This is a genomic window from Pseudoalteromonas sp. NEC-BIFX-2020_002, from assembly GCF_013002825.1.
In the GTDB taxonomy this organism is placed as follows: Bacteria; Pseudomonadota; Gammaproteobacteria; order Enterobacterales; family Alteromonadaceae; genus Pseudoalteromonas; species Pseudoalteromonas neustonica.
This window is the reverse complement of sequence record NZ_JABEPJ010000011.1, coordinates 157,334-169,777: the sequence shown is the minus strand read 5'-3', so window position 1 is coordinate 169,777 and position 12,444 is coordinate 157,334. Positions and strand designations below refer to the sequence as shown.

At 39.2% G+C, this 12,444-nt stretch carries 12 protein-coding genes; 9 read left to right on the top strand and 3 right to left on the bottom strand.

Annotation, left to right across the window (positions count from 1 at the left end; translation table 11 throughout):
- Nucleotides 1-13: 13 nt before the first annotated feature.
- The 5 genes from HJP15_RS13800 (at nucleotide 14) to HJP15_RS13780 (ending at nucleotide 3,709) form a co-directional block, all read left to right on the top strand.
- Nucleotides 14-1,366 (top strand): magnesium transporter, encoded by a 1,353-nt coding sequence (locus HJP15_RS13800; RefSeq protein ID WP_054206738.1) that lies wholly within the window; start codon nucleotides 14-16, stop codon nucleotides 1,364-1,366.
- Nucleotides 1,367-1,539: 173 nt separating this feature from the next.
- Entirely contained in the window at nucleotides 1,540-1,677 is a 138-nt protein-coding gene (locus HJP15_RS13795; protein WP_167349699.1) for a hypothetical protein, read from the top strand.
- A gap of 324 nt (nucleotides 1,678-2,001) precedes the next feature.
- On the top strand, nucleotides 2,002-2,889 hold the full coding sequence (locus tag HJP15_RS13790) for a tetratricopeptide repeat protein (protein WP_054206739.1): 888 nt from the start codon (nucleotides 2,002-2,004) through the stop codon (nucleotides 2,887-2,889).
- A gap of 191 nt (nucleotides 2,890-3,080) precedes the next feature.
- A complete protein-coding gene (locus tag HJP15_RS13785) occupies nucleotides 3,081-3,515 on the top strand; it encodes a hypothetical protein (protein WP_054206740.1) in 435 nt (144 codons plus the stop codon).
- Nucleotides 3,512-3,709 carry a helix-turn-helix transcriptional regulator gene (locus HJP15_RS13780; RefSeq protein WP_054206741.1) on the top strand — a complete coding sequence of 66 codons (198 nt, stop codon included), beginning with the start codon at nucleotides 3,512-3,514 and terminating at the stop codon, nucleotides 3,707-3,709. Before HJP15_RS13785 ends, HJP15_RS13780 begins: the two co-directional genes overlap by 4 nt.
- A gap of 6 nt (nucleotides 3,710-3,715) precedes the next feature.
- On the opposite strand, the gene HJP15_RS13775 is transcribed toward HJP15_RS13780, so the two are convergent.
- Nucleotides 3,716-4,603, bottom strand: coding sequence for a LysR family transcriptional regulator (locus HJP15_RS13775; RefSeq protein WP_169328424.1), 888 nt, complete (start codon nucleotides 4,601-4,603; stop codon nucleotides 3,716-3,718).
- Between the two features lie 102 nt (nucleotides 4,604-4,705).
- Between HJP15_RS13775 and HJP15_RS13770 the strand changes: the two genes are divergently transcribed.
- Both HJP15_RS13770 and HJP15_RS13765 read left to right on the top strand, forming a co-directional pair.
- Entirely contained in the window at nucleotides 4,706-5,572 is an 867-nt protein-coding gene (locus HJP15_RS13770; protein ID WP_170174005.1) for an MBL fold metallo-hydrolase, read from the top strand.
- A gap of 118 nt (nucleotides 5,573-5,690) precedes the next feature.
- Nucleotides 5,691-6,407 (top strand): DUF1499 domain-containing protein, encoded by a 717-nt coding sequence (locus tag HJP15_RS13765; protein WP_054206744.1) that lies wholly within the window; start codon nucleotides 5,691-5,693, stop codon nucleotides 6,405-6,407.
- Between the two features lie 374 nt (nucleotides 6,408-6,781).
- On the opposite strand, the gene HJP15_RS13760 is transcribed toward HJP15_RS13765, so the two are convergent.
- Nucleotides 6,782-8,320, bottom strand: coding sequence for an FAD-binding oxidoreductase (locus tag HJP15_RS13760; RefSeq protein ID WP_170174004.1), 1,539 nt, complete (start codon nucleotides 8,318-8,320; stop codon nucleotides 6,782-6,784).
- Nucleotides 8,321-8,750: 430 nt separating this feature from the next.
- Here HJP15_RS13760 and HJP15_RS13755 point away from each other — a divergent pair, with 430 nt between their 5' ends.
- The gene (locus HJP15_RS13755; protein WP_170174003.1) at nucleotides 8,751-10,913 is read left to right on the top strand and encodes a TonB-dependent receptor; all 2,163 of its coding nucleotides are present in this window, start codon (nucleotides 8,751-8,753) and stop codon (nucleotides 10,911-10,913) included.
- Between the two features lie 304 nt (nucleotides 10,914-11,217).
- Nucleotides 11,218-11,877, top strand: a complete 660-nt coding sequence (locus HJP15_RS13750) for a hypothetical protein (protein ID WP_054206747.1) — start codon at nucleotides 11,218-11,220, stop codon at nucleotides 11,875-11,877.
- Between the two features lie 210 nt (nucleotides 11,878-12,087).
- Here the strand turns inward: HJP15_RS13750 and HJP15_RS13745 are convergent, their stop codons facing one another.
- Complete coding sequence (locus HJP15_RS13745) at nucleotides 12,088-12,255, bottom strand: DUF2986 domain-containing protein (RefSeq protein WP_170174002.1); 168 nt, start codon at nucleotides 12,253-12,255, stop codon at nucleotides 12,088-12,090.
- Between the last annotated feature and the right edge of the window lie 189 nt (nucleotides 12,256-12,444).

Below are 12,444 nucleotides of genomic sequence, written 5' to 3'. Positions count from 1 at the left end.
TCAAGGTCTCATAATGATTGAGTATCCAGTAGATCAACTTCCCCAGCTTATTGATGAGCTTTTACAGTGTGATACCACAGAGCGTAAAAACAAGCTCTTAGCTGATGCTAAAGAAATTCTCTCAACCGAACATTTATCATTATTATTTGAGGCGTTACCAAAAGAGCAGCGTCTTGATATTTGGCAATTACTTGATGAAGACACTCAGCACGAAATATTTATAAACTTAGGTGCAGATAGTTGTCGTTGGTTGTTACAGAGCCTTGATGAAGCAGACGGTTTTAAGTTACTTGATGAAGTAAGTGTTGAAGAGCTGCTTGAGCTTGAGGAAGTGATCCCTGAGCGTTTTGTTGAATATGCACGTCGCCAATTAGATGAAGTACAAACAAGACAGTATGAATTAGCGCAACAATATTCACCAGAACAATTGGGCCATTGGCTTGATTTTGATTCCTTAAAAGTATCGGAAAAATTAACCGTAGGCGGGGCGAAAAAAATTCTGCAAAAAGGCCTGCCTCAATATACAGAGGTTATTTATTTAGTAAGTCGTAAAGGTACATTGATTGGCGAGGTGTCAGTAAATGCGCTACTCAAAGCACAAGATTCCGATTCGTTATTGAGCTTTGCCAATCATGATGTCACTTCGCTGCATGCAGACGATGACTTATATGAAGCGGCAGAAGTGGTGATCCACAGCGAAAAAATGGCAATGCCGGTTGTAAATGTCGATAATAAATTGTTGGGGCGATTAAAAGTTACCTCAGCGTATGGGTTACGCCAAGAAGTAACCGATGAAGCCGCTGCAAAAGCTGGTGGTTTACGCGAAGACGAAGACCTGTTTGCCAGTGTTCGTAAAAGTGCTAAAAACCGTGGCATTTGGTTAGGTATAAATTTAGCTACTGCATTTTTAGCATCATGGTTTATTGGTTTATTTGGCGCGACAATAGAGCAAGTTGTAGCGTTAGCTGTATTGATGCCAGTTGTCGCCTCCATGGGCGGAATTGCCGGTAGCCAAACTTTAACCGTAATCGTGCGGGGCCTAGCGCTGGGGCAGGTGACAGATTCAAACCGAAAAGCACTGCTTAAAAAAGAGCTTAGAGTTGGTGCTGTAAATGGTTGTGTTTGGGCTGTGGTTATTGGCTTGCTTACTTATTTATGGTTTGCAGACGTGATGCTTAGCATTACCATTACCGTGGCTATTTTGCTTAACTTAATAGCAGCTTCTGTGTCTGGCGTTGTGATCCCGTCGATTCTGGATAAGATGAAAATCGATCCCGCTTTATCTGGTTCGGTTATTTTAACAACAGTGACTGATATTGTCGGTTTTGTGACTTTCTTAGGCTTAGGTAGTTTATTGTTACTTTAGTACTTTTGAATGCGAAATTTTTTAGTTATTTACTTGCAGCTAATTGATTTCATTTTTATTTCTGTTGTGTGAATCTTTCGTGAAGAACTGGTTGGCGTGTATCATCTAGTTCTTTTTTATCATAAAGTGCCTCTCTCGCAATGACGAGTTATATAATTAAAAAGGAGACATTCATGTCTAAGAAAGAAGCTAAAGCAGTAAATAAAGAAGTTAAATCAATTAAAAAAGAAATCAATGCGCGTAAAGAAAAAGTAGCAAAGCAAAAATCTAAAATTGGTAAGCTAAAAAAAGCACTTAAAAAAGTAGCTTAATTACCATGCAAGCAATACTGATGCTAACCTAGCATTAGTGAGGGTATATAAATCAATATACTTTAGATGCTTGGGCAGTTGCGGTTTAATCGCCGTAATTGCCAGCCTTTTACGTTTGTCACCTTCCAATATAAAACTCACCACAACAGTGTAAGTTAAAATTTTACCGCTGATAATTAGTTTTAGTAGATTAATTATTCAGTAATATTTGTTAATAATTTTATGCAAATATGCTTTAATTGATGTATCACTTTTTCTGTATTAAGTACTTTTTTAGAACCAATGATAAAGACTTGCATTACTGTTGCTTTTTTTATGTGTATTATGCCCAAGCCAGCCTATTCATCTGAGCACTTTAGCGATCACGAGCAATACTGCCTAAACCAAGCAGCTGAAAATTGTTTAGAGTTAATATCAAACAACTTATTACAAGCACAACCAAAGTCTACAAATTGGTATAAATTAAAATCTTATCAGTTAGATTATTTCTACGATACGTTAAATTACAATCAAATAATTAAGCAAATCGAGCCGCTTATTGATGACGAAAGCTTACCATCGGTATTTAAATCACAACTCTACTTTTACTATGCAAAAGCGCTCAATGGCTCTGATAATAATGAATTAGCGCAAGTTTATGCAGATAAAGCGATAGCTAAACTAGAAGACATGTATCAAGCATTCGAAAATCCCTTACGGTTAGTTGAGCTGGCAAATTTGCACTATGTATTTGGTAATAAAGAGCTCGCTTATCAAATATTACTTAGTGTGGGTAATCGTTACAGCAAAAGTCGTGATGCTATTTTTAATTTTGAGCTAAATTCAAATAAGGCAAATGTTTTACATGCATGGGGAGATTTTAACAAAGCAGCCAAATTTAGAAAGCTAGCGTTAGATTGGATAAGTAATAGCGACCATCAAACTAAAATAATTATTGCGCAAGGAAACCTCGCGCGGACATATCAGCTTGCAGGTAAATATGAACTTGCAATAAATTATTACCTCGCGTCATTATCTTATATGGACGGTAAAGAAAGTAATGTTCATTATCCAATATATTTATTACGGTTAGCCGAGACTCATATGCAAATGGGCAGTTTAGCCCTAGCCGCTAAGAATTTAAAACAAGTAAACAAACAAGGTCTAAAAGCAGGCCATTTGGCACTTTACACTAAGTTAGATAGCGCATTATCAAACGTTAAAATTAAATAGCAGTAAATACTTACCTCTCAAATACCATTTTCCTCCGTTTGAATTTACCAATATGGTATAGAGCAAAGTCGTGTCTAAATTAAAATTTTAAAGTCATCAAAACCAATCTTTTTGTAAAGTAAGCTTGACTTTGCGTTGTTTTTACACAAGTATAGTAAAGTAAACTTTACTTTAACTTGATAGAGGTTCATATGTCTAAACAAACACACCTTACGCTCAACCAGCGTAATAAAATGAACACGGCATCTTTAGCTAAATGGACATTATTTTGGATGCTTTCATTAGCATTTGTATCATTTGGGCCAAACTTACTCTGGGAAGGAAATATAATTTTAAGTGTTATTGCTGTGGTTATTAATTTAGCCGTTGGTTTGATGATGATTTTAGCTAATAAGCGTCATTTACAAGGGTTAGATGAAATGCAGCAACGACTGCAACTCAATGCGATGGCAATTACACTCGGCGCTACTTTAATCGTTGGCTTAGCGTATTCATCACTTGATAATAGCGCTTTAATTCCTTTCACAGCTGATATATCTCATTTAGTGATTTTTATGGGCCTTACGTATTTTTTCACAACACTTTTTATGCATAAACAGTTAGGCTGTGGCGAGGAAGGTGAATGAAAAATCGTCTGAAAGTACTGCGGGCCGAGCGTAACTACACACAAGCCAAATTAGCTGAATTACTCGATGTTTCAAGGCAAACTATTAATGCAATTGAAAAAGGCAAATTTGATCCTAGCTTACCTTTAGCATTTAAGGCTGCTCGATTATTCAATTTAAAAATTGAGGATATTTTTGAAGATGAGGAATACTAAAAACGATCACCAAGGAGTTGTTTTAAAGTAATTATCTAAGTGATCAATAAGTGCCCTGATAGCCGGTGATAAATGCTTTCGAGAGCTATACAGGGCATAAATATTTAGTTCATCAGGTTGCCAATCTGGCAGTATATGTATTAATTCGCCACGCGCAATATAACTATTTACTAAATAGGTTGGTAAAACCGTTACTCCAAATCCATTTAATACCGCACTTAGTAATGAGGTTGCTTCATTAGCACAAAGACGACTGTTTAAACTAATTGACTCAAACATTTCTTTTTTACGTAAATGTAAGATATGGTTTGCAAAGTGTTTGTGCGCTAAATAATCATGATTGACTAAGTCGTTAGGTTGATTGATATCAGCGTTATTATGAATGTAATCAACTGAGGCGACAATCGCTGACTTGCAAACACCAATGGGCTTACCTATTAATGATGGATCGGGGTTTGCGGCAATTCTAATTGCTAAATCAATTTGTTTTTCAGTGAGGTTCGCAGCGACGTCACTCAAGTCAAGTTCAATGTTGATCAGTGGGTTTTGTTGTATAAAAGGTTTTATTGCAGGTATAAGCTGTGATTGGCTAAAAGATACGCTGGTTGCAACGCGAATAGTGCCTGACAATGCAGCTTTAGGCAGTGCGATTGTACTAAGATGCTCACCTTGTTCAAGCCACTGTTGGATGTTTATTAAATAGGCTTCGCCCGCAGTCGTTAATGAAACCTTGCGAGTTGTACGGTGTAATAAGCGTGTTTTGAGCCAATTTTCCATAGTTTCTATATAACGGCTTACCATCGCGCGCGACATATTCAAGCGATCAGCTGTAGCTGAAAAACTACCTGAGTGGGCAACATCTATAAATACTTTTGCAGCGATTAACCTATCCATCAATTAGCTCTATTTTTGAAATAATGATGCTTAGTATTGTGCGTATATCTGAGTTAATCAATCCTTTATTATTCTCACATCGAAATAATTATTGGAATTGAAATGAAAAAAATACTTTTAATCGCATCGTTGTTATTTACAAGTTACCACACGAATGCGGCACAGGAATCGTCATTAAAACTGGATGTTTATAACGCTGATAGTAATAGCTTTACTGTAAACGCAACTGTGCTTTATTCAGACACAGAAGCGGTTGTTGTAGATACGGGGTTTACAAAAGCAGATGCACTAAGAATTGCAGCAAAAGTATATGATTCAGGTAAGCAATTAACGACCATTTTTATAAGCCAAGCTGATCCAGATTATTATTTTGGGGCGGAAGTATTGCATGAGTTATTCCCAAATGCGCAAATTATTACAACATCGGCAGTTGGAGAGGTAATCGCGGAGAAACGAGATAAAAAAGTTGCGTTTTGGGGGCCAAAAATGGGCTTGAATGCGCCAGTAAAACCAATTATACCAGCAACATTTAAAGGCACTAAAATTAGTGTTGATCAGCATATCATTGAAATAAAAATACACGATGGGGTACTTGCGCATCGGCCTTACCTTTGGATCCCCGAAACTAAAACAATTTTAGGTAATGTCGCGATTTCTGCGGGACACCATGTTTGGATGGCAGACACGCAAACACCAGGTAGTGTAAATGCATGGCTAGAGCAACTTAATCAAATGAAGGCACTGCAACCACTAATGGTTATACCTGGTCATATGGAAGCCGGCACAGCATTAGATGACAGTGCAATTAATTTTACAATTGATTACATTAAAGCGTTCATCAAAGCCAAAACACAAAGTACAAATAGCAGTGAGTTGATCGCAAAAATGGCGGCGCTTTATCCACACTTTAAAGATACTTCAAGTTTAGAGTTAGGTGCGAAAGTACATATGGGCGAAATGCCTTGGTAATTTGAGTCTTGTTAAAGTGATCTTTTATGTGCAAAAGAGGGTATTGTGCTCTTTGTGCAAAAATATCGAATAATGGTATAAAGACCATTATCAAAAACAATAAGACGGAGTTGAATAGATGAAAAAGTTAGTGGGAATAGTATCCCTGTTAGCCATTTTATTAGTGGTTTTACCGGGGCCATTATATAAATGGGGGATTGTTGAGCTTGGCACTGCATTTACAGGCATCCGCTTTGGGGTATATGCAGGAGCTGCAGCCTTAATTTTATTGATTGTTCAACTCATTTTTATGCGTAAAAATACACATTGGCCAATGGCTGGTATTAGCGCTATTTTTGCTGTGATAGCTATAGCGCTGCCTTTAAGCTTGATGAACAAAGCGAAAAGTGTGCCACCCATTCATGACATTTCAACAGATGTAGTAGCCCCGCCTCCATTTGTTAAAATTGCTGAGTTACGTGCTGATGCACCAAATCCGATAGAATACAGCGGGGCAGAAACAGCCGCCGCACAGTTAAAAGCATACCCTGAATTAGTAACGCTTAAGTACGCTAATAGTAAAAATGATGTTTTCATTGCCGCAAAAGAAGTGGTTAATCAGTTAGGTTGGGAGCTAGTTAATGCGGATGCGTCGCAAGGTATTATTGAAGCGACTGACACTACTGCTTGGTTTGGTTTTAAAGATGATGTGGTTATTCGAATTAAGTCATTAGAAACAGTAACACTTGTTGATATTCGTAGTAAATCACGAGTAGGTAAAAGTGATTTAGGTAAAAATGCGCAACGAATAAACGATTTTATAAAGCAAATTAATCAAAGTTTAAGCGCTATTTAATCGCTTTTAGAATTTAACAATGCCCTTAAAGGGGCTTTGTTAATTAGGGCGTGTTGACCTTTGTGGATTGAAATTTGTTCAATCTAGGGGCGATTTAATCGTGGCGCGAGGTTTGTATGTTGTGATTCAATAAAAATTGAGCAAAACTTCCGCGTCCTGCTCATGCCCCTTATTTAGATCCGTGTAGGTAACAAAGAGTTAATCACCCCTAGGAAAAACCCTTCGGGCAGCGCATGTTTGTAATTTATACTGCGTTATCGCCTATTTATGGGGATCAACCACAGACCATAGGCGCTGCCTTGCCTAAATACCAAATAGACTGCTGCAAAATGAATCACGAAAGGTCAACACATCCTAACCAGAGTTTAGGTTACTTAAGCTGGTGCTATGCCTTGCGATGATTTAAATAACCAATTTGGATCATATTGCAGCTTTACTTGCTTTAATTTAAGTAAGTTCTCACCAAAATAGGCTGACTGCGGATCATTTATGAGAGGGTCTAAGTAATTAACGTATGCGCCGCCAGAGCTCCACGGCGACATAATTTGGCGAAAACTATTCTCCCATTTTTGAGCTGCATCAATTGTATTGTCTGACGCTGAAAGTGGCAGAGCGGTATAATACTCAGCACTTACGCGGGCATTACGATGGACAAATGCGGTTTCATTTGGCTCAAACTGGCTTATTTTACCTCCCATAAGGTTAAAGATAATCATCCCTCGGTTACCTTCAAGGATGCTTTTCTCAATATATTCTTTAAGCGTATTAATGCCTGCGGGTGGTATTTCTTTATCAAAAAAATCAGAACTGGCTGCAAAAGCACTGCGTGACATTCTACCGCCCTCAAACTGTGTCGCTAAGTGGCAAGCGGTCGCTGACGCGCTACAAGTACCTAACATGACGTCTCGATAGGGTGCGGTGGTTACAGTGTTAGAGCTTGGCGTTGCATCAATGCTGTGCATAAAGTCTTGCCAATATGGTGTTGCGTCTGTGGCAGAATTTACGCAAAATGCACGAACATTGACTCTGGAGGTGCCATTACTCCAATCAGGTAAAAATTGCCCCCACATTTCATCAGGCCAAAGATCAGGTAATGCCTGCCAACTTGCCATCACTTTCTCAAAATCAGCGAATGAAAAGTTTGCTTCAAAAACGGTAATGTCACTGGTTGCGTGGGTTTTAAACGTAAATGAAGTCACGACACCAAAATTCCCGCCGCCACCTCCGCGCAGTGCCCAAAATAAATCGCTATGCTGGTTTTTATCACAGGTTAACTTTTCACCTTGCGCACTAATAATATCAACGGCAACTAAACTATCGCATGTTAACCCATAAGCACGACCAACAACGCCAAATCCACCACCAAGCGTAAGGCCTGCGATACCTACACTTAAACAGCTGCCAAGTGCAACGGCAACATTATTCTTGGTGAGTTTATCGTAAACATCTGCAAGTCGAGCGCCAGCACCAATTGTTGCAGTGTTTGCAGTTATAGAAATGGAGTCCATAGGGGTTACATCAATCACTAACCCTTGGGTTGTTGAGTTACCTATGTAGCTATGGCTCCCGCAGCGAGAGGTAACATGCATAGAGTGTTGCTTGGTAAATGACAAGGCGGTGATCACATCCTGTTCATTAGCACAGCGGGCAATAGCTTGTGGGTAAATATGATCGTAGCGAGTATTAAACACCAATCGTGCGGTTGGGTATGTACTGTTATCTGTGGGCAAAATTAACTGTCCATCAAGGCTGCTTTTTAACTCCTCCCATTGGCTTTTTGTCAGTACGCTCTCAACAGGAGGCGTAACGGGTTGAATACCAATAACAGGTGCTTGCTTTGAGTTTGACGAACCACCACAGGCGGTTAAGAAAAAAGAGGCGGCTGAAAACCCCATAAACTGACGACGATCCATGTGAAACCTATTATTATTTTTTAGTGTATTAACTGTACCTCAAATGTTAAAAAAATCACCTTGCAGGACGATGAAAAATACTCACGTTAGATATCGAGTGTTAATATACCCAAGTCACCTCAAAATGCAGAATTCAGCGTTTCACAGGGGCTTAATATCAAGGCGTTACTTTGCAACAATGGCCATCCCTTTTAAGAAGTAACAACGATGAGAGTAAGTGCCTGTGAAACGCCCAAAGGGTTGGTTTAAAAGCGATTTATACTGCGTTACTTTTATAAGGAATTGATTGCCTAAATCGCTTTTAATTCCAACTGAAACTCACATCTTGAGGTGGTTTGGGTATAGAGGTGCGACAATTTGTCGCGTGTTCAGTGTATTCACCAGAGTATATACTTTAGGCATCTTAAACCTGTTGTAATTAAAGAATAAAATGAGCAGTCACTTTTCACTTTCTAACTCGCAATGTGTACTTTCACCTGTTGCATTGAGCATCGTAATGTTACTTTCGCCTTTTGCCATCGCCGATGAATCAATCGAAGTTATTGAAGTGCACGGGCAAAACCCCAATAAGCACGAAATGCTAGGTTCAGCTGAGCAGTTGTTAAGTGAACTCGGTGTTAATTTTTCTGCGGCTGGAGGCGTATCTAGCCTACCAATTTTAAATGGCATGATGGGTGATCGCGTAAAAGTCATTGTAGATGGCGCTGATATTACAGCAGCTTGCGGCAATCAAATGAATCCGCCTTTGTCTTACATATCAGCGAATCAAGTATCGTCGTATAGTGTTATTGCAGGGATCTCACCGGTAAGTGCTGGTGGCGATAATATAGCGGGTGTGATTAAAGTGAATTCAATAGCACCACAGTACAGCGAAGTAGCAGAGCTTGATTGGCACTCAGGGTATGTATCAGCCCAGTATCGTAGTATTAATCATGCAAAAGCCGTGGGTGTAGGCGCACGCTTGGCCAGCGATAGCTTTACATTAAGTTATCAAGGCGCATTTGAGGATGCTGATAGTTATGACGATGGTCGTGGCGACTTAGTACTTGATACGCTATATCGCGTTCAAAATCATGCATTAACAGGCGCGATTCGTGATGAAAAACAGCAGTTTGTAATTAAACTAACGCATCAAAAAATACCGTTTCAGGGCTTTGCAAATCAATATATGGATATGACCGATAACACCAGTTACGGTTTTATCTCGCAATATAGTCGCATAATTGACCGTGGTGAGTTTCAGGCTCAGGTTAATTTTAATGATGTGAAACATAAAATGGGATTTTTTACCCCAGAAAAAACCGGCATGATGCCAATGAATACGGACGCGCAAGATATTAGCTATCAACTTAACTGGCGTTTGGACTTTGATGCAGATACTCAGTTGTTGCTAGGTCAAGAATACTATGGGTATCGCATTGATGATTGGTGGCCAGCAGTACAAGGCTCAATGATGATGGGACCAAATGACTATGTGAATATAAACGACGGTAAGCGCGATCGTATTACTGGCTTTGCTGAGTTACAAAAACAGCTAAATAAAAAGTGGTGGGTATCAGCTGGTGCGCGTATTGAGCATGTAACAACAAACGCAGGAGAAGTACAAGGTTACACCGAGACAAAGATGGGCGGTGGTATGCATGAAAATATGGAGAATATGCCATCCATGGAGGGGATGCATGCAATGGGAAAAAGTAATGAGACAGCCGCGGCAGAATTTAATGCCCTTGTTCGCAAACGTACTGATACATTAGTTGATGCCAGCTTATTGCTGCGTTACCAAGTTGGTGCAAACGATGAATTACAACTTGGCCTAGCACGTAAAAACCGTGCGCCTAATTTATATGAGCGTTACAGTTGGGGGGTTAGTACAATGTCAACCAGTATGATCGGCTGGTTTGGTGACGGCAATGGCTATATAGGCAACCCTGACTTAGAAGCCGAAACTGCCTACACATTAAGTGCAAGTTATACTAAATCAGCAGCCGATGAATCATGGCAAATAACAACGAATGCTTGGCGCAGCAAAGTAGATGATTATATTGACGGCACAGTGGTTGATAGCTTTAACCGTACAGATATGGCCTCAACTAAGCGTAATATTTTAAAGTTTTCAAATATTGACGCGACATTGTACGGCGTAAAGGTTGATGCGGCGCTGCGTATTTTTGAAAGTAAACACGCAGGGTTATGGTTGTTAAAAGCAGGAGTTACAGCAACACATGGTGAACGTGATGACAGCGATGAGTCGTTATATCAAATAATGCCATTGCATAGCAAAATAGCTATTGAGCAACAAGTAGGTAAATGGCAAAGTGCTTTAAGTTGGGAATGGGTTGATAGTAAAACGCGGGTTGACGCGCGCCGCTTTGAAAATAAAACCGATAGCTATAGCTTACTTAACATAGAAACCAAAGCAACATGGGACAAGCTGGCGGTTAAGTTGGCAGTCACTAATTTACTTGATGAATACTATCAGCTGCCACTGGGTGGGGTGAGTATTGCTCAATACAAAAAAGACATGACCGTGGGCTTTAATCAACTAGCAGGGCAAGGGCGCTCAGTTAATTTAGGGATGAGTTATGCGTTTTAGTAAATAAAAAGGTAACTAAGCTTTAAAGGCCAAACTATTTGGCCTTTTTACATCAACTCATCACTAAACTTAACTCATCACTAAACTTAACTCATCACTAAACTTAATACAGCTAAAAGTACGACTCTCGTTTTATAATTGTAACCTTAACAGCAATTTTGGCTTTAAGTCCTGCAACTTGAGTTGAATCAAAAATATCAGCGTAATATTGAATCTAGGAAATAACAACAAGGTGTAAATGATTAGGAACTTTGTAGAGCTTGTATGGTCAGATTGCATTATCATCGTTTAGGGAACAAACATTGTGACAACGTGGCGCCGGCCTCTTATTATTTCATTACTGCTCCACGGCATTGTTTTTTCAATTATAATGACCGTAAAAACACCAGTGCTAGTTGCTGTAGAAACGCCACCCATCAAAGCATACATAGTTAGTATGCCGCCACCTAATCCATTGCCTGTAATAGAAACGCCCAGCATTCAGCGAGAAGAAGCCACACTACCGAAAAAGATTGAAAACCCTATTATTCCTGCTGAAAACACGATTATAAAAATTAAAAAACAAGTAAAGCCATTAAAACCTGCAGCGCCAAAGGCACTAGAGGACACTAATAGCTACAAAAAAATAGACCTCAAACTAGGTTTGAAAAGTATTCTAAAAAAACAGCAAAATACGTTTCCATCAACATTTCAACAGTCACAAAACTCAGCACAACCACAGCGTCTCACAGTCCCAAAAGAGCATCAAATAGCCAACATAGACCCATTAAAAATTGAGAAGCAAAGCATGCAATTCACCACCTATCGCTTTGGTGATAAGTGCTTTAAAAAAGTATCGATTGGAGCCGGTGTAATGCCAAAAAATGATCTACCAGATAGTTACATTATGAGTATCACTTGCGCAACAACAAAAATAACCGACGCCTACGATAAGGCAATGAACAAATGGTTAGAAAAAAAGTGATTAATGCGCTGAGGTTGTTATTGGTGTACGAGACGTATTTAAATAATCACGAGTAAACAAGATAATGAGGCGGTAATGATTGTGCAGGAATTGCTTACAGTCAATTCCCTGCGCTTGTTTATGTAATATCGCCCCTACATCTCTATACTCAAAGACGATAACAGGCAGAGAATTGACCTTTATAGACTTACGAATGAAGCGTGTTTATTTTTATGCTTCATCACTTACTGCAGTGTCTGCTTGTTCTTCAGCAAGTAAAGCTAATCTTTCACGTTCTGCTTTAGAGACATAAGCGGGCTTATTACTTTTATGTAATTTTGCATTGGCGCGCTTGTCCCTGCTATTAAATTTAGTAACTATCTTCTTTCTGCGATTCATAACTCACTCACACCTTAAAAATGGTGGCATATTATACAGCGCAATGAACGCTATTAGCTATCGAATTATTATGCGATTAGAAAATATCTGTAGCGATAGGTACAAAGCTAGCATCGAAATCATCAACGGCGTTACACTTATCACCCAAACCACCTCAAGATGCAGAGTTCAAAGTTGCACTTGGGCTTG

What these genes read in the sequence shown, in the direction of transcription:
- HJP15_RS13785 (WP_054206740.1), top strand. Translation starts at nt 3,081, where the DNA reads ATGTCTAAACAAACACACCTTACGCTCAACCAGCGTAATAAAATGAAC.
- HJP15_RS13790 (WP_054206739.1), top strand. Translation starts at nt 2,002, where the DNA reads ATGCCCAAGCCAGCCTATTCATCTGAGCACTTTAGCGATCACGAGCAA.
- HJP15_RS13775 (WP_169328424.1), bottom strand. Translation starts at nt 4,603, where the DNA reads ATGGATAGGTTAATCGCTGCAAAAGTATTTATAGATGTTGCCCACTCA.
- HJP15_RS13765 (WP_054206744.1), top strand. Translation starts at nt 5,691, where the DNA reads ATGAAAAAGTTAGTGGGAATAGTATCCCTGTTAGCCATTTTATTAGTG.
- HJP15_RS13755 (WP_170174003.1), top strand. Translation starts at nt 8,751, where the DNA reads ATGAGCAGTCACTTTTCACTTTCTAACTCGCAATGTGTACTTTCACCT.
- HJP15_RS13770 (WP_170174005.1), top strand. Translation starts at nt 4,706, where the DNA reads ATGAAAAAAATACTTTTAATCGCATCGTTGTTATTTACAAGTTACCAC.
- HJP15_RS13795 (WP_167349699.1), top strand. Translation starts at nt 1,540, where the DNA reads ATGTCTAAGAAAGAAGCTAAAGCAGTAAATAAAGAAGTTAAATCAATT.
- HJP15_RS13780 (WP_054206741.1), top strand. Translation starts at nt 3,512, where the DNA reads ATGAAAAATCGTCTGAAAGTACTGCGGGCCGAGCGTAACTACACACAA.
- HJP15_RS13760 (WP_170174004.1), bottom strand. Translation starts at nt 8,320, where the DNA reads ATGGATCGTCGTCAGTTTATGGGGTTTTCAGCCGCCTCTTTTTTCTTA.
- HJP15_RS13745 (WP_170174002.1), bottom strand. Translation starts at nt 12,255, where the DNA reads ATGAATCGCAGAAAGAAGATAGTTACTAAATTTAATAGCAGGGACAAG.
- HJP15_RS13800 (WP_054206738.1), top strand. Translation starts at nt 14, where the DNA reads ATGATTGAGTATCCAGTAGATCAACTTCCCCAGCTTATTGATGAGCTT.